This is a genomic window from Adhaeribacter soli, from assembly GCF_008727925.1.
GTDB classification, from domain to species: domain Bacteria; phylum Bacteroidota; class Bacteroidia; order Cytophagales; family Hymenobacteraceae; genus Adhaeribacter_A; species Adhaeribacter_A soli.
Window position 1 is genome coordinate 45323 of sequence record NZ_VTWT01000014.1, and the last position, 22680, is coordinate 68002.

Annotated in this window: 18 protein-coding genes; 10 read left to right on the forward strand and 8 right to left on the reverse strand. The window is 48.0% G+C overall.

The window, feature by feature from the left end; translation table 11 throughout:
* Positions 1–43 precede the first annotated feature (43 nt).
* Entirely contained in the window at positions 44–388 is a 345-nt protein-coding gene (locus F0P94_RS18900) for a hypothetical protein (RefSeq protein ID WP_150906015.1), read from the forward strand.
* Positions 389–430: 42 nt separating this feature from the next.
* Positions 431–1252 carry an amidohydrolase gene (locus F0P94_RS18905; protein ID WP_317133068.1) on the forward strand — a complete coding sequence of 274 codons (822 nt, stop codon included), beginning with the start codon at positions 431–433 and terminating at the stop codon, positions 1250–1252.
* 109 nt (positions 1253–1361) lie between these two features.
* Here F0P94_RS18905 and F0P94_RS18910 read toward each other — a convergent pair whose 3' ends face one another.
* The gene (locus F0P94_RS18910) at positions 1362–3611 is read right to left on the reverse strand and encodes a T9SS type A sorting domain-containing protein (RefSeq protein WP_150906017.1); all 2250 of its coding nucleotides are present in this window, start codon (positions 3609–3611) and stop codon (positions 1362–1364) included.
* 176 nt (positions 3612–3787) lie between these two features.
* Entirely contained in the window at positions 3788–6052 is a 2265-nt protein-coding gene (locus tag F0P94_RS18915; RefSeq protein ID WP_150906019.1) for a T9SS type A sorting domain-containing protein, read from the reverse strand.
* Positions 6053–6092: 40 nt separating this feature from the next.
* Between F0P94_RS18915 and F0P94_RS18920 the strand changes: the two genes are divergently transcribed.
* Positions 6093–7376, forward strand: coding sequence for a UDP-N-acetylmuramoyl-tripeptide--D-alanyl-D-alanine ligase (locus F0P94_RS18920; protein WP_150906021.1), 1284 nt, complete (start codon positions 6093–6095; stop codon positions 7374–7376).
* 363 nt (positions 7377–7739) lie between these two features.
* Here the strand turns inward: F0P94_RS18920 and rfbC are convergent, their stop codons facing one another.
* Positions 7740–8282, reverse strand: coding sequence for a dTDP-4-dehydrorhamnose 3,5-epimerase (rfbC, locus tag F0P94_RS18925; RefSeq protein WP_150906023.1), 543 nt, complete (start codon positions 8280–8282; stop codon positions 7740–7742).
* Positions 8283–8321: 39 nt separating this feature from the next.
* Positions 8322–9440 (reverse strand): glycosyltransferase family 4 protein, encoded by a 1119-nt coding sequence (locus tag F0P94_RS18930; RefSeq protein ID WP_150906025.1) that lies wholly within the window; start codon positions 9438–9440, stop codon positions 8322–8324.
* A 1088-nt stretch (positions 9441–10528) separates the two neighbouring features.
* On the opposite strand from F0P94_RS18930, the gene F0P94_RS18935 reads away from it, so the two are divergent.
* The 7 genes from F0P94_RS18935 to F0P94_RS18965 all read left to right on the forward strand — a co-directional run bounded on the left by F0P94_RS18935 (position 10529) and on the right by F0P94_RS18965 (position 15646).
* Positions 10529–11257, forward strand: coding sequence for a SirB2 family protein (locus F0P94_RS18935; protein ID WP_150906027.1), 729 nt, complete (start codon positions 10529–10531; stop codon positions 11255–11257).
* 130 nt (positions 11258–11387) lie between these two features.
* Entirely contained in the window at positions 11388–12590 is a 1203-nt protein-coding gene (gene hflX / locus F0P94_RS18940; protein ID WP_150906029.1) for a GTPase HflX, read from the forward strand.
* A gap of 221 nt (positions 12591–12811) precedes the next feature.
* Positions 12812–13084, forward strand: coding sequence for a hypothetical protein (locus F0P94_RS18945; RefSeq protein WP_150906031.1), 273 nt, complete (start codon positions 12812–12814; stop codon positions 13082–13084).
* Between the two features lie 10 nt (positions 13085–13094).
* Complete coding sequence (locus F0P94_RS18950; protein WP_150906033.1) at positions 13095–13349, forward strand: hypothetical protein; 255 nt, start codon at positions 13095–13097, stop codon at positions 13347–13349.
* A gap of 83 nt (positions 13350–13432) precedes the next feature.
* Complete coding sequence (locus F0P94_RS18955) at positions 13433–14104, forward strand: hypothetical protein (RefSeq protein WP_150906035.1); 672 nt, start codon at positions 13433–13435, stop codon at positions 14102–14104.
* Between the two features lie 179 nt (positions 14105–14283).
* Positions 14284–14505 carry a hypothetical protein gene (locus F0P94_RS18960; RefSeq protein WP_150906037.1) on the forward strand — a complete coding sequence of 74 codons (222 nt, stop codon included), beginning with the start codon at positions 14284–14286 and terminating at the stop codon, positions 14503–14505.
* Positions 14506–14695: 190 nt separating this feature from the next.
* Positions 14696–15646, forward strand: coding sequence for an NmrA/HSCARG family protein (locus tag F0P94_RS18965; RefSeq protein ID WP_150906039.1), 951 nt, complete (start codon positions 14696–14698; stop codon positions 15644–15646).
* Positions 15647–16138: 492 nt separating this feature from the next.
* On the opposite strand, the gene F0P94_RS18970 is transcribed toward F0P94_RS18965, so the two are convergent.
* The 4 genes from F0P94_RS18970 to F0P94_RS18985 form a co-directional block, all read right to left on the reverse strand.
* Positions 16139–16873, reverse strand: a complete 735-nt coding sequence (locus tag F0P94_RS18970) for an alpha/beta hydrolase (protein WP_150906041.1) — start codon at positions 16871–16873, stop codon at positions 16139–16141.
* 121 nt (positions 16874–16994) lie between these two features.
* A complete protein-coding gene (locus F0P94_RS18975; protein WP_150906043.1) occupies positions 16995–18164 on the reverse strand; it encodes a DmpA family aminopeptidase in 1170 nt (389 codons plus the stop codon).
* A 549-nt stretch (positions 18165–18713) separates the two neighbouring features.
* Positions 18714–19946, reverse strand: a complete 1233-nt coding sequence (locus F0P94_RS18980) for a PepSY-associated TM helix domain-containing protein (protein ID WP_150906045.1) — start codon at positions 19944–19946, stop codon at positions 18714–18716.
* Between the two features lie 234 nt (positions 19947–20180).
* On the reverse strand, positions 20181–22598 hold the full coding sequence (locus F0P94_RS18985) for a TonB-dependent receptor (RefSeq protein ID WP_150906047.1): 2418 nt from the start codon (positions 22596–22598) through the stop codon (positions 20181–20183).
* Positions 22599–22680: the final 82 nt, after the last annotated feature.

Consider the following 22680-nt stretch of genomic DNA (forward strand, 5'->3'; position numbering starts at 1 on the left):
GTAATAATTACTGAAGACCAAACGGTAGCAAGCATTATAATTAATGGGAAAAGAGAAGTTTAAGATAAAGGTTACTTCAGCAAGAAAAGTATATGAATTGCTGGAATTGGTCAGACAGAAACCATATTTTCTAACTTCAAAATCTATTACCGCTCTTCAAGACTTTTTGAATGGTTATATGCAACTTGGATTTGCTGATGACATTTATAATTCAGGTGATCCAAATTTTGAAGAATTTAAATATTGGATTTTAAACAAAGACAAAGAAGTTGAGGGAACTTCAAATCCTTTTTCGCGGGTATTATTAAAAGAGTGTGATGGAGATGAAGAAAGAGCGTTTGAGAAGTTTTTTGTTTATTTAGCAGAGTTCAAGCTAGAAAACCGGTAGCTACTTAAACATTAGATTCGCCGTCGTTTAGTTAAATCCGGTATGAAAGAACACCCAGAAAGTATAAATACAAACCCGGAGCGCCAGATCCCGGACCTTACCGTAACGCTCCTGCAAACTGACCTTGCCTGGGAAAACCCCGAAGAAAACCGTAGGATATTTGCTCAAAAAGTCGAATCACTGACCTCTCCTACAGATCTCATCGTTCTGCCGGAAATGTTTACCACTGGCTTCACGATGAATGCGGCGCAACTGGCCGAACCGCCCAACGGCCCTACTACCCAATGGCTCCTCCAAATGGCTGAAAAAAGCCAGGCAGCCATAACCGGAAGCATTATTGTGCAGGAAAACGGCCATTTCTACAACCGCTTGCTTTGGGCTCAGCCCGATGGCACGGTTTACACCTACGACAAACGCCACCTGTTCCGGATGGCCAAAGAAAACGCTGTCTATTCCGCCGGAAAAAGTAAGTTAGTAGTTACCTGGAAAGGCTGGCGCATTTGCCCTTTGGTTTGCTACGATCTGCGTTTCCCGGTCTGGAGCCGCAACACCCACGAACAGTCCTACGACCTGCTTCTTTACGTAGCCAATTGGCCCGAAAAAAGAGCCCGCGCCTGGTGCAGTTTGCTACCGGCCCGGGCCATCGAGAACCTGAGTTACTGCATTGGCGTGAACCGCACGGGTACCGATGCCAATACCAGCTACGCCGGCGATTCTGCCGTGTGCGATCCGCAGGGGAACAGCATTTTCCTGCCTGCCAACCCGGATATCATCCATACCCAAACCCTTAGCTATACTGAGTTAGCTTCTTTCCGGAAGCGCTTCCCCGCCGATCTGGATGCCGATATTTTCACCCAGCTCTGATTTCCTACAACCTATAGCATAAAAAAGAGCCTGCTCTCAATCTGAAATCATAAATTCCAGACTGAAGGCAGGCTATTGATTAAATTAACCTTTCAGAATTTCAGCAGGGTTAGTGCTGCACGATAAACGTTTTACCGGCCGAACGAAAATCCGGAGTAGAGATTTTCAGGAAATAAGCGCCGGCTTTTAGATTTAAAATATTCAGTTCGTGCACCTTCCGGAAACCGGCTTTACTTTCCAGCAATTGCCGGCCCGTCATATCGTAAACGCTTACCTGCACGTTTTCTTCGCTGCTTACAGTTACCATTTCCCTGGCCGGGTTCGGGTAAACCTTTAATGGCAGCGCCGAAATTCCCTCCCTTACGCCCGAAACAACAGAAGATTCATTTTTCAGGTAAAGCAGGCCGCCCCCATCGGTACCCACAACCATCTCCGGTTTCTGGTCGCCATCCAGGTCGGCGGCGGCGGCAAAGATCCGGGGACCGAATGCCGGTGCATTTAAACCGCCCAGCAGATTATTATAAAGCACCTGCGTGTGAGGGATAAAGGTTCCGCCCAGGTTATTCATGATATTCGGGTACAGACGCAGGCTGCCGCTGTTGTCAGTCAGGGCCAGATCCGCTACGCCATTATTGTCCAGGTCGGCAATAATAGGCTGCACGCTGGCCCGCATATAATCACGGGGAATATTGCCGAAATTATCGTTAAACAACTGCCATGAAGAAAAGCTGCCGGGATTGGCGCCCACACGGCGGTAATAATGAATGGCCCCGCTGCTGGGGTTATTCGGATTCTGGCTATCGGTGCCCAACAGTACATCCAGGTCGCCGTCGCCATCCAGATCGTAGAAGAAAACGGCATCCCGCACGTTTATTCCCAAGGAAATACCAACCTGGTTAGCGCGGGAAAAGCTATAAGGCTGGTTCGGCTGGGCCGAATTCGGAATATAATCTACGTAGGCGGCGGAACCGCTGCTGTGGAGGTATTTCACAATAAGGTCTTTGCTGCCGTTTCCGTCCATATCGCCGAACTGCAGTTTAATCCCTTTGTAATCGGCCTGGCTGAACTGCAGGTAATTGTTGTCTACCAGTTTGAAAACCGGTTTGGTAGCGCTGCCTACGTTCTCAAACAAACTTACCGTGCTCCGGAACTGGGAAGCCCCCAGGCGGTAATCGGCAAAATTCGACACGAGCATATCCAGGTCGCCGTCGGCATCTATATCTGCAAAAGCCGGAGCCGCCATTGCTCCGAGATCCAGCATCTGATCCTGCAGAAAGTTCTTTTTCTGGAAAGTAAAGGTCGGCACAATCGTCGCGGAGGTATTCTGGTACAGCCAGGAAGAATGATTCAGATCGGCCATATCCTGGTTATCGAGCAGGAACGGCGCTACGAGCAGGTCCTTCTTGCCATCGAACGTAACGTCTTCGTAATAAGCAGCCGGGAAATTTACCATGCTTGCCGGATTGGCCATATTAGGGTAAGCAATCTGCATCCCCGACGATACCATATTCGCTGCTGTGGGTGTACCCGCATTCGTTAAGCGCACCAGGTCCGGGCACATGTCCGCGCCCACTAAAATATCCTTATCAGAATCACCATCCAGGTCCAAAGCCGTAATACTGGCGCCACCGCCGTGTTTCACCTTGCTTGTACGGCACGAGGCGCTTCCAAAAACAAAGGCATTACAACCACTACTGCAACGGCTAAACCCACCCCACTGCGTGGTTTCCCGGGTAAGCCGCATGCTGTCGGCCGGCGCATTCTGTTCAACGGTAAGGTTTTTGTAATATTCAATTGTTTCAGCATTAAAACCGTCATAAACCAGCATATCCAGATCCCCGTCGTTATCCATATCCGTAAAGGATGGCAATACATAAGCGCCCAGCGGGATATTGCTGAAGTTATCGAACTTCATTTTATGCGGCCGGCTTACGAAGGTAAGCGGCCCGGCGGCCGGGCTAACGTTCTTATAAAGCAGGGTGTGCATATTATTCCCGGTAAACAGGTCCTTCCGGCCATCGCCGTCCACATCGCGGAGCAGCACCCAGTAGGTCATGCCTTTCGGGAACAGGGCTTCATATTCCGGGGCGTACTTCCAGCGCCAGGTTCCGGTAGTATTATCGGCCAGAAACGTGTAGGACTTATTGTTCATCCGGTCAAAGGCGTATAAGTCTTCTACTCCATCCAGGTTCAGGTCGATCTTGGAGTAAACCGGCGCGTTCAGGCCGCCCATCCAGGGCTGCCGGAGCGTATCGCTGCTAATTACAACTTTCACTTTGTTTTCCTGACGGAAGTCAAACCCCTGTGACCAGGCACAAAAGGAAAACAAACTAAAAAGGAACGTAAAAATGTGCTTCATATCTGCTATTGGAATTAGATTCTTAAAGTTAATTAAAATTCAGCAAAACAATTTTGTACTTACCTGTAACGGCAAGTACCTTAAATCAGGAACGCAGAAAACTTAGTACCCGGTATATTCTGGAAAAGCTTTTCAGTTAACCATACCGCATTCCCGGTAAACCATGCTATTTGAGTTTAATGTTGCACAACAATAGTTTTTCCGGCGGAGCTTCTGTTTTCGGCTATTGCTTTTATAAAGTAGATCCCCGGCAAGAACCCGGAAACATCTACCCGGTGGTTCTGTTGCTTTCCCGCCGGACTGGCATAGAGCATTTTACCGGCCTGGTCGTAAATTACAAGTTCGGTTTTGGCAGCACTGCTAACGGTTATGATTTTGCTGGCCGGGTTCGGATATACTGTAAACGCTAATGGCAATTTTTCCTCAGTTAATCCGGTTATAGTACTTTCGTTTTCGAGGTAAACCAGGCCGCCGCCATTGGTGCCGATAATAATTTCCGGTTTCTGATCGCCGTTCAGATCGGCCGCGGCCGCATGCAGCGTGTGCTTCAGGTTTGTAGGTACCAGATTGTTTAAAAGGCTATTGAAAAGGATATGGTTTTGTCCCGAAAAAGTGCTACCGCTATTTTGGAAGTTGCTGTAAACCGTAACTTCCCCGCTGAAATTTGTGATAAGCAGGTCCATGTTTCCGTCTGCGTTCAGGTCAGCAATAAGGGGCTGCAGTTGTCTGTTTGCCTGACTCCGGGGAAGGCCGCCCAAGTTATCGGAGGCCAAAGCCCAGGATGAAAACTGATCTGCCGCCGCTCCGGTACGCCGGTACCAGGCCAATGCGCCGCTGCTGGAATTAACCAGTTGCTGCCTGGTGCCAATCAGCAGGTCCAGGTCGCCGTCGCCGTCCATATCATAAAAGAGCGGGGTATCTTCGGAATTAATGGTTACAGAAATCGGCGTCTTAGCGGCCGGGTTAAACTGATAGGGCTGGCGCGGTGCGGCAGAATTCGGAATATAATCCATTAAACGGAATGTTCCATTCGGCCATACATAACTCATGATCAGATCCGGGCTGCCATCGCCGTTCATATCGCCGAATTGCAGCTTTATGGAGCGGTAATCAAGCTGACTAAGGTTCAGGTAGTCGCTATTGGTGAGTTTAAACACCGGTTTAGTAGCGTTGCCCACATTGGTAAACAAACTCACCGCGCTCCGGAACCGGTTGGCGCCGGTACGGTAATCGGCATAATTTCCTACCAGCAGGTCCTGGTCGCCATCGCCATCGATATCGGCAAATACCGGCGAGGCGGCTTCCCCGAAGTCCAGCATTTCATCCTGTAAAAAATTATTTTTTACATAGTTGAAAACCGGCGGGGCGGCAGCATTGGCCGCGTCGTTCCGGTAATACCAGGCGGAATGGTTCAGATCGGCAAGATCGTGGTTGTTGTAAAGAAAAGGCGCTACCAGCAGGTCTCTTTTACCATCAAAATTCACATCTTCGTAATACGCGGCCGGGAAATTCACGAAGCTGGCCGGATTAGCTGCATTCGGATAAACCGTTTGCGGACTGGAAGCCGTTATAGCCGCCACCGCCGAGGTACCGTTATTGGTAAACCGTACCAGATTGGGGCATAGATCCGAACCCGCCAGAATATCCTTATCACCGTCGCCATCCAGGTCGAGCGCAGTAAGGCTGCCGCCGCCCAGGTGCATTATTTTGCCAACCCGGCAACTGCCCGTGCCAAATGCGAAAGTGCTGCAAGCCGGGAGGCAACGGCTAAAATCGCCCCATACATTGGTTTCCCGCGTAAGCACCATGCTATCCGGACGGTTTGCAGGATTGCCTGCCGTTAAATTTTTGTAATATTCCACTTGTTTGCCATTGCTGTCGAAGACCAGCATATCCAGATCGCCGTCATTGTCCACATCCGTAAAATCGGGCAGAATATAACCTCCTGACTTCAGGGTAAGACCAGCGTCGAATTTCAGTTTGTGCGGCTGCGTTCTGAAAGTAAGCGGCCCGGCGGCTGAGGTCATGTTCTTATAAAGCAGGACATTGTTATCGTTGCCGGTAAAAAGATCTTTCCTGCCATCCCCATCTGCGTCCCGGAGCAAAACCCAGTTCACCATTCCGGTAGGAAAGAAAACTTCATATGCCGGGGCATACTTCCAGCGCCAGGTACCGGTAGCATTTTCAGCCAGAAAAGTGAAGGATTTACTATTCATCCGGTCGAAAATGTACAGGTCTTCGGTACCATCCTGGTTCAGGTCGATTTTGGAAAAAACCGGCGCATTCAGGCCGCCCACCCAGGCTTGTTTTAAGGTATCGCTTCCAATTACTACTTTTACATCCTGCTGCTGCCGGAATCGAAAGCCCTGCTGCGCCTGCAGGTTGTAAGCGCATAGCATAAAACAAATTAATCCGGTTAGTTTCCTAAAAGTCAGGTTCATAAAAGCAGCTTCATTTTAACGTTGTTAATTTCGCAAATAAATGTCAGAAAACATTACCTCTTTATATCAGAAATTTCTAAGCTGCGATTTTGTAAGCACCGATTCCCGGGCCGATCAGCAGAATTCCCTGTTTTTTGCCCTGAACGGACCGAATTTTAAAGGCGCAAAATTTGCGGAACAGGCATTGGCCAAAGGCGCCCGCTTTGCTGTAGTAGATGACGAAGAAATGGCCTCGGACCGTTGCCTGTACGTGGAAAATACCCTGGAAGCTTTGCAGGAACTGGCGCGTTATCACCGGCAGCAGCTTCGCATTCCGGTACTTGGCATAACGGGCAGCAACGGCAAAACCACTACCAAAGAACTGACCAACGCCGTACTGAGCCGGAAATTCAAGACGCTTTACACCCAGGGTAACCTGAATAACCACATTGGTGTGCCCTTAACCTTGCTTCGCATAAAACCGGAGCACGAACTGGCTATTATCGAAATGGGCGCCAACCATCACGGCGAGATCGATATGCTCTGCCGCATTGCGCTGCCCACCCACGGCCTGATCACCAACATCGGGAAAGCGCACCTGGAAGGTTTCGGCAGCCTGGAAGGCGTGGCCCGTGCCAAAAGCGAATTGTACCGCTATATTGACGAAACGAAGGGCACTATTTTCGTGAATACCAATTCCGACCACCTCATGCGGATGTCGCGCCGGATCGAAAGCAAAGTTACTTACCCGAACGCCGGCGATTTTCTGCACCTGGAATTGCTGGAAGCCACCCCGCTCGTAAAATACCGGAGCGAAAGCGGTGCTGCCGTAACCACGCACTTAATGGGCTCTTATAATTTCGACAACATTGCCGCGGCGGCCTGCATCGGGAAGTATTTTGAAGTGCCGGAAGAAAAAATAAATGAAGCCATTGCGGGATACGCCCCAGCCAATAACCGTTCCCAGGTGATCCGGAAAAACACGAACACGATATTGCTGGATGCTTACAATGCCAACCCCAGCTCCATGGAAGCAGCCATAAAGAATTTCGGCAGCAGCGCCGAAAAACCGAAAGTGCTGATCGTGGGCGATATGTTTGAATTGGGTCCGGAAAGTGAAAGCGAACACCGGAAACTGGGTGAACTGATCGCGGAACAGCCGATCGAAAAAGTACTGCTGTGCGGTAAAGAGATGCAAGCCGCCGCCGTAAACCCGGATTTCCTGCACTTCGAAAGCAAAATCGATCTGGAAAACTGGCTCAAAGCAAACCCGATCACCGACAGCCACCTGCTCATAAAAGGCTCCCGCGGAATGGGCCTGGAAACGGTACTGGAATTGCTGTAAAAAGGTAGAAGGACAAAAGATAAAAGAGGAAGGAAACTCAGGTCATTACCCTGGCCTGTCCCCCGACAGGCCGGAATACTGTTGCTAAAGTCAGGTAGGGAACTTGATAGCCATTTTACAACTATCCCAACTCTTTTAAGGCTTCTTCACAGGTTACTTGTTTACACATTGCTGCAGTGCTTTCGGCCTGTCAGGGGACAGGCCGAGGTAAATTGCTGTAAAAGGTAGCAGGAAGAAAGATAAAAGAAGAAGGAAAATCAGACCATCAAAATGAAGAAGCCCCATGCAATGCATGGGGCTTCTTGGCTTCAAATGCTTTCAATAAAGAGGCATTTAACTTTCTACCTTAATCTTTTATCCACCTCAAAACGGCGATACAAAATCCTTAAACGCCGGCAGGATCTTATCTTTTTCGGAAACGATCGGGTCTTTCACGCCCCAGTCAATATTCAGGTCCGGATCGCTCCAGCAAAGGCCGCTTTCCGATTCCTGATGATAGTAACTGGAACATTTATAAAGGAAAACCGAATTTTCTTCCAGGGCTAAAAAGCCATGGGCAAAGCCTTCCGGCACGTAAAGCAGGTTGTTCTGGTCGGCGTTTAACTCGCGGGCCAGGTGTTTCCCATAGGTAGGTGAGGCTTTCCGGATATCTACAATTACATCGAGCACCCGGCCGGCCACTGCCCGCACCAGTTTTGCCTGGGCAAAAGGCGGTTTCTGAAAATGCAGACCCCGCAAAACATTTTTAAAGGAAACCGACTGATTGTCCTGCACAAAAACCGTGGGAATACCGGCCTGCTGCATTGCCTTTTCGTTGAAAGATTCCATGAACCAGCCCCGGTTATCCTTGAACTGCTTCGGAAAGAATTCGACCACGCCCTTTAAAAAATGTTCTTTGTATTCCATGAATTGTATGCTAACCTGGTAGTTTTTCAGGCGTTTCCCCTAGTGTTTCAGCGTGGTAATATCGTTAATGGTTTGCAGGTAGCGGTTTATCACGTGCTTTTCGTCGAATTTATCCAGGGCAAGCTGGCGGCTGGCGTGGCCCATGGCCTGTAATTCCGCATCCGAAAGCTGCAGTACCTGTTCCATTTTCCGGGCCAGGTCCGCACCGCTTCGCACCTCGCATAAATAGCCGTTTTGCGCATCTACTACGGTTTCTTTGCAGCCCGGCACGTTGGTAGTTACAATGGGTTTGCCCATGGCGGCCGCTTCCAGCAGGGTTTTGGGAGTTCCTTCGCGGTACGAAGGCAGTACCACGCAATCGGCTTTGGCAATTACCGCGGCTACATCGTCGGAAGTGCCGAGGTATTCCAGTTCACCGCCTTTTATCCAGTCTTCAAAAACGCTGCGTTTTACGCCAATATTCCCGGCCTCGTCGAAAGCACCTAAAAGCTGCACTCTGATTTGCGGATATTTCTTTTTCAGTTCTTTGGCCGCTTCTACGTATTCCACGATGCCTTTTTCGTAAAGCACCCGGGCAATCATCAGAAAACGGAAATCAGGATTACGGGCAAAACTTTCGGCGGGAATGAAACGCACTGTATCTACGCCGGAACCAGGTAGCACCTCGGTGATTTCACGCTTTACTAAACTATGTTCCAGGAAAAGCTCCTGATCGTCGCGGTTCTGGAAGAATACTTTCGCCGGAAACTGGAATGCGAATTTATATAAACCTAAGGCTACCTTAGAAACCAGGTTCTTCACAATAAACACCGTTCCCAGACCCGAAACATTATTTATTACCGGAATTCCAGCAAGTTTGGCTGCCAGTGTTCCGTAAATGTTAGGCTTAATGGTGTATTGCAGAATAACGTCGGGCTTAACGGTTTTATAGATCTGGTAGAATTGTTTGATAAGCAGCAGGTCTTTTACCGGGTTGGTGCCCTTGTTTTCCATTTGCACCGGCACGAACTGCATGCCGGCCTCTACCAGGCGCTGGGAATAAGCATCCTGCGGCGCAATGGCTACTACTTCGTGCCCGGCCTGCATGAGGGCTTTGGCCAGGTTCATCCGGAAATTAAAGATGTTCCAGGAGGTATTGATTACGATAGCAATGCGCATGAAAATATCCGTTTCTCCGGCAAAGATAGGACAGTTCGCGGAAAAAACGGATAACCAGGATAAAAGGAAGGATTAAAGCATGCAAGATTGTTTAGCCGGGCTGCATGCAGGCGCCTGCCTGATGCAGCTGAACCATGCTCATGCGGGTACCTGACGGTGTGGAAAGGCATTCCTTTCAGCGTGGCACCCCGTCAGGTTTATAACCTGTTCAGCATGAAAATAACCAGAAAAAGATGCAACCTAGCCAATGGCCAGTCCGGATAGCAGCGCGAATGCTGCCAGGGTTGCAACCAATAAACTTGCCGGAGTTTTTTTTAATGTACCTAACCTTACCATACCAACAAACATTTAAAAATGGATCGAATCGTTTATAGCTCTATTTACTGTAATTCCTTTTCCTAAGTTAAGGCTTTCGGTACGAAGAATTTGGACTTTTGCAGTTTATTGCGTAAAGGAAACTCCAGAACAGAGGAATAATACCTAACATTGGGTAAACAAAAACCGGATTCTGCGGGGAGTATTGATTTTCCGGTTAACAAAGGCCGGGCATGTTTTACGCAAGCTCTTTTGTCTGAACACGATTTTAAGGATTGATGGGATGGACAGGATCCTATTTAAAAAATAGATTCTATTTTTTAAAGAATTACTTCGGGGTCGGAACGGAGCGAACAAAAGTGATTTTCACGGATAGCCTGGTGCATGACCAGGTTATTTATTAGAAAGTGGGATCACAGATCCCACGGCTCGGGTAAGATGGAATTACAAATCCCGTCAAGCAAAGGGAATTTGAAACTAAGTAGCAAGACTAAAATAACCGCATAATCTGGAAGGAAACCATACTGTGTATAATATTGAATTATGGAGCCTTATGCGTTTCCAGTCCAGATACTAATATCCAGCTACCAGTGTCTCTCTCCTTATTGGGAAATTTAAATCCTGTCCATCATAAAAATCCTGAAAATCGTGTTCAGACTAAAAGGCGCTTTCAGGATTTTTGAAAAAAACCTACCGTTTTACCAGCCCTTCCGGTTTTTGATTTAGCTTTGCAGAGAGGTATTCCCGCTTACGTTTTATTTGAATTTCAAACTATGTCCATAAATGCCGTACAACACACCCACGTGCTGGTAGTCATTCTGTTCCTGATCCTTTTCATTATTAAAGCCTTCCTGCTTTTTACGAACAAACACCACACCCTCGAAAAGATCAAGAAAAGGACCAAAGTGCTGGATATGGTCTTCGGAACGCTGATTTTGCTTACGGGCGGCTACTTGGTTTTGCAGTACACCGGCATGCCAACCTGGTTAATTGTGAAAATACTGCTGGTACTGGCGGCCATTCCGCTGGCCATAATCGGTATTAAAAAACTGAACAAACCGCTTACGGCGCTGTCGCTGGTTATTTTTATGTACGTGTACGGCATGGCCGAAAACCGCAGCCTGAGCATGACCAAAGACCAGCCGGAAGCCAATACCGGAACTACCGTAAAAGCGCCGGATGAGGCAGTAATTATGCAACCAGCCGACGGCACCTTGGTAGAGCAGGACACCGCTACCGGCCCGAACATTGAAGGCGAATTAATTGACAATGCCCTGACCAACGCAAAAGAAATTTACAACCGGCAATGCGCCAGCTGCCACGGCGACAACGGCAAAAAGGGCTTGGGCAAGGCCACCGACCTTTCCGTAAGCCGCTTATCGGCCGAAGCGAAGAAAACAATAATTCTGAACGGTAAGGGATTGATGCCAGGCTTCCGCGGACAGATCTCGGAGCAGGAGGCCGAAGAACTGGCCGCTTACCTGGAAACATTGCGAAATTAAAACCAGCTTCTTAAACTTAACGTTTTACACAACATTGCCGCCGGTTAGCTTACCGGCGGTTTCCTTTTGAAAAACTTTCCTGCCAGGCATATTGCTGCAGGAAAACTATAAGAATTAACCTGAAACCTATATGGGTAAGCAAAAATCTTACGAAACCGCCAAAGAACAGGAAACTGCTGTGCTGGTAGCGGTAACCCGCAAAACACAACCCGAAGAAAAAACCCGGGAATACCTGGATGAACTGGCTTTTTTAACCGAAACTGCCGGCGCCAAAACCCTGAAACGCTTTTCACAAAAACTGGAGAAACCCGATACCAAAACCTTTGTAGGTTCCGGAAAGTTGGCCGAGATCAAAGCCTATGTAAAGGAGCACGACGTGAACATGGTGATCTTCGACGATGACCTGAGCCCTTCCCAACTCCGCAACCTGGAGACCGAGCTGGAAGTGAAGATTGTTGACCGGAGCTTATTGATCCTGGATATTTTTGCCCTCCGTGCCCAAACAGCCCAAGCGCGTACCCAGATCGAAATGGCCCAGTACCAGTATTTACTGCCCCGCCTTACCGGTTTATGGACGCACTTAAGCAAGCAAAAAGGGGGTATCGGCATGAAAGGTCCGGGGGAAACGGAGATCGAGACCGACCGCCGGATCGTGCGGGAACGCATCTCGTTGCTGAAAGAAAAACTAAAGGAGATCGACAAACAGAATTTTCAGCAGCGGAAAGCGCGGACCAACCTGGTGCGGGTGGCGCTGGTGGGTTATACCAACGTGGGAAAATCTACCATCATGAACCTGCTTTCCAAATCGGATGTGTTCGCGGAAAACAAGCTGTTTGCTACCGTAGACGCCACCGTGCGGAAAGTGGTGCTGAACAACGTGCCCTTCCTGCTTTCCGATACGGTAGGGTTTATCCGGAAATTACCGACCAAACTCATCGAAAGCTTTAAATCTACCCTGGACGAAGTGCGCGAAGCCGACCTGCTGGTGCACGTGGTAGATATTTCGCATCCTTCGTTTGAAGAGCATATTGAAGTGGTGAACCGCACGCTGGAAGAAATTAACGCCGGCGACAAGCCCATTCTGTTGGTATTTAATAAAATTGACCAGTACCGCGAACAGGAAATGGAAGAACTTAACGACATGGGAGAAGGCGCCGAAAAACCAACGCTGCAGGAAATGCGGGCTACCTACATGGCCAAAATGCACAACCCGGCCATTTTTATTTCTGCTTCCAAGCGTATTAATATCGAGGAACTCCGCGAAGAATTATTCAAACGCGTTTCCGAAGTACATTACCAGCGTTTCCCAAATAACCTGCCGCCGGAGGAATAAGGCTTCTTTTACTTTTTAAGCTGAAAAGCTACCGTTTTCTGAGAAGGAAGACGGTAGCTTTTTGTTTTTGGGAGTTTTGGTATTTGTGTTATATTGGATACTTAAATCCGGGTTTAATTATTGGACGGTAGGGTTTACAAGAGAAAAACCTACACACATAAGGCAGATAAGTGTAGTAGTGTTGTTTATATGGTAGTTGTGGTGCATTAAATAAAAAATAAATGCCAATAAAAATTTACATAGAAGAATCTGGCGAAGAATTGGATTGGCTCTGTGATAGCATATGGGATTTACCAAATCAAATTGACGCTCTTGAAAAATGGTTAGATTTAATAGGGGCAGCTTTAATCCCAAATAAATACGTGGCAGATATTGCGTTTGACATTCGTAAAGATGCTATTGGAGGAGGCGGAGTATTAAAATCAAAATCAATGAAGATTATGGGAACAATAGGAATGGACGTGTTTTTCTCAGAATACCCTTCAATCGATTAAATAAGTAAGAATGACAGAATTTAGAAATGATAACCTTACGGCTGAGGATGCCTTTTGGGTTATGTGGTACTTCCTGCAAGAACATTATGAACTCTCAAACAACACCTTTGACGTAAGTGATATCCTAAGCGCTTCAGAACCGATGGACTGGGACGGAAGCAGAATAAAAAGGCCTGCAGATAATGGTATGGTAGATTTCTGGAATGAAGCGGTCGAAAAATATAAAAGAGAAGGAAAACCAGATTGGAAGCAATTAAAAAAATAACGTACCACAACAAGGTATAAAAACCAAACTTCAGCTTCGCCTTGTTCGCTTTTTATACTAGACGTTGTACCAAATTTATAATTATGAAAAACCTGATGATAATGCTTATCCTATTTCTATTAACTGTAGGAGCAAAAGCACAGGTTGGAATTATTCAGGATGATGACGGTTACACAAATGTCCGGGAGAAACCAAATGGACAATCTTCTATCATTCATAAATTATATAATAATGAAGCGTTTTGGTTTGATTACGAAGAAGGGATAGACATAAATGAATGGATACCTATTTGTATCCCAAAGAATTCTTTTTCATTCAGTTCTACCCAACCAGATTGTATAAGTGGTTTTATACATAAATCAAAGTTAAAACCATTAGATAAACTACAGACTTTTAAAGGAGCTGACTTCAAATTTGAATACGTAATCGAGCCTTTTAAACTGAATAACAGAATTGTAGATAGGTATAATAATGCAGTAGTTGCTATCTCGGGTAGACCAGTTTGGGGAACTGATGGGGACTTTCCAAAAACGCAAGTTAAAAGTGTTAATGCCAGCGTAAAAGGTAAAAAGATTGAAATACACAGAGCTCTCTATAGCGACATTTACGAATGCACAAATACTTTTAAGGTTTATAAAAACGGGGATTCTTTTATAGTATATCAATGGAATAGTGATGGAGCAGGTGCCTATCAAATAGTTTGGGTATTTTCCAAGGATGAACTTAAGCAAAGATTGGTAGGAACAAGAATATAAAGAAAAACAAGGTACAACCACGTGTAAACTTTATGCTTCGGCTGAAGCCTCGCACACAGTTTACACAAGTACGTTAAAAATCCAATAATCCAAACGCTACTTTCACCGTAAAACATAACCAAAGCCTGTAATAAATAACTGGCTATTAATGTTTTACACCATAGAAGGAGGAAAAAGCCATGAGTCACAAAGAGGATATGGATTACAAAGAAGGCAAAAGCCTACGGAACCAGGATAGTACCGGCAAAGGGGTGGGCGTAAGCGGGCAACAGCCAGGCAAACACGAAGGCCCGGTTGCTGGCGACGCGACCAATACCAGGGGCCAGAACGTTCCCCGGGTTGAAGGGCACGGACGTGGCGCAAAAAGAGCAAAGCCAAAGCCGGATAACAATAACGCCTGAAACATTTACGCGTATAACTTATCAGGCAATATAATATAACCAGACAAAAGACCTGAGCAACCCTCGGGTCTTTTGCTTTAGCTCATCCTTTAACTCCACATTTCCGGCTTTCCACCTCCGGCAACATTCATCCATTTCTCCCCAAACCTTCCGGCCTGCATTATGTTTTAAGTCAGTAACGAAAAGCATTATGGCAGAAAAGAAAATTATTGCGGTATTCGGGGCTACCGGAGCGCAAGGCGGCGGTTTGTGCCGCGCCATCCTGAACGATAAGAACAGCGACTTTACGGTGCGGGCCATTACCCGGAACACCGGTTCGGAAAAAGCCAAAGCCCTGGCCGCGGCCGGCGCCGAAGTGGTGGAAGCCGATATCGACGATCCGGAAAGCCTGAACCGGGCGCTGAACGGGGCTTTTGGCACGTATTGCGTCACATTTTTCTGGGCGCACTTTTCGCCGGAAAAAGAATACGAAGAGGCCCGGAACATGGCTCAGGCCGCCAAAAGAGCCGGTTTACAGCACGTGATCTGGTCTACACTGGAAGATACGCGCCAGTATATTCCGCTTTCCGATAACCGCATGCCTACCCTGCAGGGCAATTACAAAGTACCGCATTTCGATGCCAAAGGCGCGGCAAACCAACATTTCCGGGACGCCGGCGTGCCTACCACGTTTCTGCTCACTTCTTTTTACTGGGAAAACCTGATCTATTTCGGAATGGGGCCTAAGAAATCGGAAGATGGCAAACTGGCGATCACGTTCCCGATGGGCGATAAAAAGCTGGCCGGTATTGCTTCGGAAGACATCGGCAAATGTGCCTACGGTATTTTCAAGCGAGGCAGCGAACTGATCGGAAAAACAGTAGGTATTGCGGGCGAATTGCTGACCTGCAACCAGATGGCCGACGCCCTTACCAAAGCCTTGGGCCAGGAAGTCCGCTACCAGGAAATTACGCCTGAAACTTACCGCAACCTGGGGTTTCCCGGAGCCGATGACCTGGGCAATATGTTCCAGTTTTACCGCGATTGTGAAGAAGTTTTCGAAAAGACCCGCAACGTAAAATTAGCCCGGGAACTGAACCCGGAGCTGCTGAACTTTGAAAGCTGGCTAAACCAGAATGCCCAACGCCTTCCGTTGGAGTAGTATCTAAAAGCTACCTCATAAATCCACCTGTTATGTTGAGCGATAGCGAAACAACTCGTCGGCTCCTTGTAGTGAAGTTTTCAACTCATAGCCAACGAGGTCCTTCGCTGACGCTCAGGATGACACTTGGCAAACGGCACCACTACCTACCCCCGGCCTGTCCCCCGACAGGCCGGACTATCGCTGCTCCATTCAGATTGGCAACCACCGGACAGTTTACCTTTTTTAGCCGTTTTCAGGAAGCTTACACAATGTTCATTCCGGCAGTGCTTCCGGACTGTCGGGGGACAGGCCAGGGTGGAGCCACCGTTTTAGGGTTTTCAAAGGGCTGCATTTATGTAAATAATGCAACCGAATAATTTAAACTCCCAGGATTGTGATCTTGTAAAAAATATGGGTTCAAAGCTCAGAAATCACAAGATTCTTCCAGAATGACAGAAATAGGGGAATGCCAAGTATTCAAATTAAATTTGTTCTGATTCTTATCTGCATTTATTGTAGCAGTTTCCGGATGGCGGCCAGGTAATCCGGATTTTCTGTCATGCCGTTGTGGGACTGGCCTTTTAGGGTATTTAATTGGTCGGTGGGCTTCAGGTGCTTTTGTAACTTTAAAGAGGAACCGTAATAGATCACCTCGTCCTGGTCGCCGTGGAAGATCACGATCGGGGCTGCCGTTTTTTCTACGAACTCGTAGGTTTTGAATTTGTATTTCAGAATGGCCGAAGGAATGATCGGGTACAGGTTTTTGCCCAGATCGGTAAGGCTGTAATAAGGCGCCTGCAGAATAAGCATTTGGGGTTTGTTCAGGGCGGCGGTACGGGCAGCCGCTGCCGTCCCGATGGAATAACCCAGCACAATGATCTTTTCTTCCGGGTATTCCTGCTTCATAAGATCATAAGCGGCCTGCACATCGTCGTAGAATTGCTGTTCGCTGCTTATTTTCCCTCCGCTTTTGCCGTAACCCCGGTAGTCCAGCATGAAAACGTCGTAGCCCAGGTTAGTGTAAATGCTCGCTACCGAACCCCACTCTTCCACCGAACCGGCATTGCCGTGCAGGTAAAAGATCAGCCCTTTCGAAGCTTCCACCGGAAACAAAAGGCCATGCAGTTTTATGCCGTCAGGGGCTGTAATATAGCGCTCCTGAAAGGATTCGCGGAAATGAAACGCATGATCAGGCGGCAGTTTAGAAGGGAAAAAGATTAAGCTTTCCTGTTGAAAAAAGAGCATGGTGCAACCGGTTAAATACAGTAATGCTAGTAGCGCAAAAATCCGGATGAAAGTTCTTTTCAGAAGATGCATTCTCCTACGACTGGTTTAAGGCAGTTTTCCGGCCTGTTCACCTACCGTTTTACGGCTTTTTGGGCTCATTCAGCCGGTTGTATTTGCGCATTACCTGTTGCAGGCGTTCGCCGGGAAGGGCGTAAATGGTATTTCCGTTAATGCCATCCATGGTTTCTGCCGCTACCATGGCGTTTATAATCGCTTCTTCGGTGGCTTCGGCAGTTGCCTGGTAAAAGGCATCAAGGTAGTCTTTGGGTATAGATTGCCAGGTTTCCATCGTACCTTTTTCGTTTTGCCGGGCACTTTGGGTGCTGAAGGCCAGGAAAATATCGCCGGAAGAATTACGGCCCAATCCGCCGGTGCGGGCTACGCCAACGGTAGCGCGTTTGGCAATTTGTTTTAACTGGGAAGGCAGCAGGGGTGCATTGGTCGCAATTACCACTATTATAGAGCCGTCCTTTTCCTTGGTGTTGATAATTGGCCGCAAATCGGATACCTCTTTCCCAACCGGCACCCCGGCTACCATCAGATCTTTCCGGCCGCCGAAATTACCCTGCACAAAAGCGCCTAAGGTATAAGTTGCCGTATCGAGCTTTACTACCCGCGAAGAGGTTCCGCTGCCGCCTTTGAACAAAAACAAACTCATGCCGGTGCCGCCGCCTACGTTCCCTTCGGCTACCGGACCGCTCTGGGCATTATCCAGGGCTTCGAAAACATCTTTTCTGGTTACGTGCAGGCCGTTAATATCATTCAGAATGCCATCGAAGGTTTCGCCTACTACGGGCAGCCCAAAAGAAAAATCGATGAAATCGCCGGAGGAAAAGTTTTTGATGTTCCACTCGCCAATCGCATCGCGTACTACTCCTACGCTGTTGGTATTGGTAATGCCGATTGGCCCGGAAGCAGTGCCGTAATCTTCCACGTAAGGCAGACCGGTCATTTCGCCGTCGCCGTTCAAACTGAACCATGCAGCAGGCACTGCCGCATTGCTTTTCCCTTTGGGCAGAATTACGGTTACGCCGGTACGCACCGGCCCCTTGCCTACCTTGTGTTTTCCTTTACCTTTAATCAGGGTTTTGTAGCCAACCAGTACGCCCGGCACATCGGTTATGGCATTATGTTTTCCCGGAGTACCGTCGAAGGGAACGCCAAGGTCGCGGGCGCGGGGCCTGGTTGTCTGGGCCAATAAAGTACCGGCAGATAATAAGGCAGCAGCTAACAAAACAGTGAACTTCATAAAAAAAACATTAGCGGGTAATACGTAAACAATCCGGTGCAAAAGTATGGTTAATTTCGAATACAGGAATAACCGGAACGCTTCAGACAAGCTTAGTCTTTGCAAACAGAAGAGTGTCGGATTTGGCTACACGGCACCGGAATGGTTTTGCAGGCCCCTAAAAGTTTTGTTTGCCAGGTAAAGGCAGACTGAATAAATGAAGCAGCATTTATCCTTATTTAATCATTCCGATACAAGGAAAAACCAAAGTTCTGCCTTACCAAATCCCGAAAATAAGGTGGTAAAGCCAGAATAAAAGGACAACCAACTTGATGAGATTTGGCTACGCCTAACCTTCGGTTTCTCCTGACGTCGAGATGACTGAATAGCTTTTTCCCTGCTAAGTCAGCTAGCCCTGAAGGAAGGGGGGGGCCTCGAAAGTCAAACCTTGCAAAAAAAAACAAAAGTCCTGGAAATCATAAAATCCGGAAAATCCTGATCCTGATTCAGACAAAAAAAAAAGGCCTGTCGTTGGGTGACAGGCCTTGGGTACGGAAATTCTGGAGCAAACTATGCATTGGTACCAGCGAGAACAGCTTTCTTCCGGGTCTTTTTCCGGCTCTTTTTCTTTTCTTTTTTCAAACGGTTGAGCCACAGAATAAGGCCCGTAATCGGGAAGGTGAAGCCGGCAATACAGGAAATAAACGCTATGATCCGGCCGGGCAAACCGCCGATGGAGCCAACGTGGATCGGGTAAAAGGCAGCCCGTATGCGTTGGCCCAGGTTTTTATCTTCGAGCGCTAATTTGCCTAATACGTTACCGGAATACTGATCGAGGAAGAGCTGGGTATTGGCGCGTTCGTGTGCGGCTTCTTTCGGCATCAGGTTTACCGTTAAGGCAGCGTCGGCTTCCTTTGGCGCGCTCAGGTTGTAGAAGCTGGCACCCGGAATTTCTGCTTTGGCAATAGCGTAAGCCTGTTCGAAGGAGATCGGTTTAGCGCCTTCCTGTACGGTTGAAAGCGGCGGCTCAGGGAGTTCTTTGGTGGTACCGGTTAAAGTGTAAATAGCGTTGTGGTACCATTCAAACGACCAGACCAGACCGGTAAAGGCAAAGGCGAACAGGAAGATGGCCGTGTAGAAACCAATTACCAGGTGCAGGTCGTGGTTTAGGCGCTTCCAGCCGCCATCCCACTTCATGGTCAGGCGCTGCTTCAGGATCTTTTTGTTTTTCGGCCACCATAAAACGATACCGGTAGCAATAATGAACAGGAAGAAAATAGTGCTCACGCCTACCACGATTTTACCCGGCCCCTGGACAAGTAACCAGCGGTGCAGGCCAAACATGGTCTGAAAAAACGGTGTTTTCTGGCCGGAAGTAGCGATCAGCTCGCCGGTATACGGATTGAAGTAAGCAACCTTCCCGTTCTTGCCCTTTCCTTTTTCGCCTTTTTGCTCGCCTTTCTCGCCGGTTTTGCTACCGTTTTCTTTTTCTTTACCTACTGCTCCTTTGTCGCCGGCTTTCTCCTTTTCGTCGGTGTAGCCAATTTCGATGGTGCGGGTCGGGTCGTTGAATACTTTTACGGAAGAAACTTTTACTTCGGGCTTCAGGCCTTTTACCACGGCCACCATCTGGTCGAGCGAGGCTTTTTGGGTGCCGACCTGCACATGGTAGCGTTCCGGGTAGATCCACGCATTCAGCTCTTTTTCAAACGTTAAGGCAGCGCCGGTAAAACAAACAACGGCAATTACCAGACCGGCTGCCAGACTCAGGTACAGGTGAATGTTGCGGAAAAAAATTTTCATGGAAATTAAACGCGGAATTGGGGAATTAGTATCGCTTGAAGGAAAAAAGTAACGGTTGCAACAATTAGGATTGGTTTAGGCTAACGATCCCGTTTTGAGGCTGTCGCTTCACTGAAGTTAAAGACTTCAGATTATTTGTAGGTCCAGGTTAAAAACTTGAACCAGCATTTACGGGAGCGAAAAAGCAACGGCCGGCAACCACCCTAAAAGTTACCGACCGAAGCAATTTACAAATTAAAATTTACAGGATAAGGTAGTGGTGAACTGGCGCGGCGCGATCGGGTTTACGCTATAGTTCTCGTGCACGTAGTAGTTCAGCTCGTTGGTTAGGTTAGAAAGCTTGCCCAGCAGAGAAAGATTTTTGTAAGTATAACCCAGGGTCACATCGAACGTGGTGAAACCGTCTACCTTAATTAAGCGGCTGAATTGTTCTTTCTGGCCAATAGCGTTATTCCAACCAGCATTGCGAGCACCGGTGTAGAAACCCGATACGCCAACTTTCAGGCCTTTCAGGGCAGTATTTTGAAGCGTGTAGAACAAGCTCGCATTGGCCGTATGCGCCGGATTGTTTACCAGCCGTTCGCCTTCCTTGTAGCTGCCCTTGGTATCCGGAGTGTTGGTGTAGCGCATAAAGTTGTAGCTGTAGCCGGCCAGAAAATTCAAACCGGTAATAAGCGTACCGTTCAGGTCAATTTCGGCGCCGTCGCTGGTGGTCTGGCCGGTTAATTCTTTATAAAGGTTACCGGTGTATTCGTTGCCTTCTTTATCGAAGCGGGCGGTTTGCGCCAGGTTATTGTTGACGATGCGGTAAACCGTGAAGTTGGCAGTCAGTTTTCCTTTTATCAGGTCGTTTTTTACTCCGGCTTCGTACTGGTCGATGATGGAAGGTTTCAGGTTGGCGCCGTAAACATCGATTCCGGAGTTAGGCACGAAGTTGTTGGAATAGCTGGCAAAGAAGGAGGTTGAAGTTACCGGTTGGTAAACCAACCCTACGCGCGGCGAAAATGCCTGATCGTACTTCGATTTTACCGTGCTGCTGTCGGTCCCTTTGTCCAGATCAAAAACCCTGTTGGCAGGCACCTCCTGATACGACCAGCGCAAGCCGGCCAGTACTTTCAGTTTTTCGGTTACCGTGATCAGGTCCTGCACGAAAACACCATAACGATACGTAAGGGCTTCGGTGCGGGCATTATTTTCAGCTTCCGGTAAATCGGTGCGCGGCTCATACAGGGTCGGGTCCAGGATGTTGATCTTATCGTAAACAGCTTTACCGTTATCTATTTTAAAGCCGTTTGTGCTATTCTTATAGCGTTCCGCATCGGCGCCTACCAGAAGATTGTGCGCAAGTAGACCGGTTTTAAAGGTACCGGTCAGGTTCAATTGACTATTGTAATAATCTTCGCCGATCCTGGAACGGGTCAGCTTTCGGTCCCAATCGCCGTTTGCTTTGGCCTGGATGCGCTCCGGAGAAAAATAATCCCGGTCGAAATCCTGGCGGGCAGCTACGAAGTTCAGTTTCCAGGATTCGGTTAATTGGTGATCTACGGTTACGGAAGCATTGGTTTGTTTTACGTTGTTGAAAGCCCAGGGCGTATTGAAAGTTGCCGTGCGGCTGGCTTTGGTGTTCAGCACGGTATCGGCCAGGGAGCCCACGCCAAAGTCCGGGGTAAGATCGTGTTTCAGGTAATCGGCCTGCACCAGGATATCGGTGCGGTCGCTGATTTTATAAAGCAAAGAAGGATTTACAAAGATCTTTTTGGATTCCACCCCTTTGCGGTAGCTGCCGGCGGTTTCGTAAGTTCCCACGGCGCGGAAAGCCAGATTCTGGCTGATGGGACCGTAAACGTCTACAATCGGTTTAAAGAAATTATAGCTGCCAGCGCGTAAAGCTACTTCGCCGCCGTACTCGAATTTCGGCTGTTTGGTTACCATGTTAATTACCGCGCCGCCGCTTACGTTACCGTATAATAAAGCCGCGCTGCCTTTCAGTATTTCCACTTTTTCCAGGGTGCTGGCTTCCGGAATTACGGCGGAGTTGGAACGCGCACCGTTTTTCATAATGTTGTTGGCACCCAGGTTATAGCCCCGGGCAAAAAAAGTTTCGGAAGTGCTGCCGCGGGTGGTACCCAGCGCTACGCCGTTCACGTTCTTAATGACATCGCTCAGTTTAGAGGCTTGCTGCTGCGCAATTACTTCAGAACCCACTACGCTGATGCTTTGCGGCAGATCCATGGGGCGGATGGCAATTTTACCTACGCTCACCGGGCGTTCGTTCTGGCTCCGGCGCGCAGTTACCTGCACTTCCGATAATTTCTCGCTGTTTTCCGATAAAACCAGATCCAGCGAAGTTACTTTTCCGGCCTCTACGGCTATCGTTTTTTCCAGGGGCTGCAACCCAATAAAGCTGGCAATAATGGTATAAGCGCCCGGCTTTACATTTTTCAGGGTATAGGTTCCGTCTTCGACAGTAGCCGTACCTTTTTTAATTTCCTTTAAATAAACGTTCACATAACCGGCCGGCTGACCTTCGTTCGTGCTGATCCGGCCCTGAATGGTTCCGGTCTGGGCAAAAGCCGAAATACTGAAGCAAAGCAATATCACGAGGCCGCTACAGACGCGAAGACAGGACTTAGCGGAAGTAAAGTTTATCATTAGAGTAGTAGGTTTAAGTTTGCTGGGGCAGTTTATTTAGACTCATTTTAAATAATGGCAAAACTACTACCTTATTTAGATT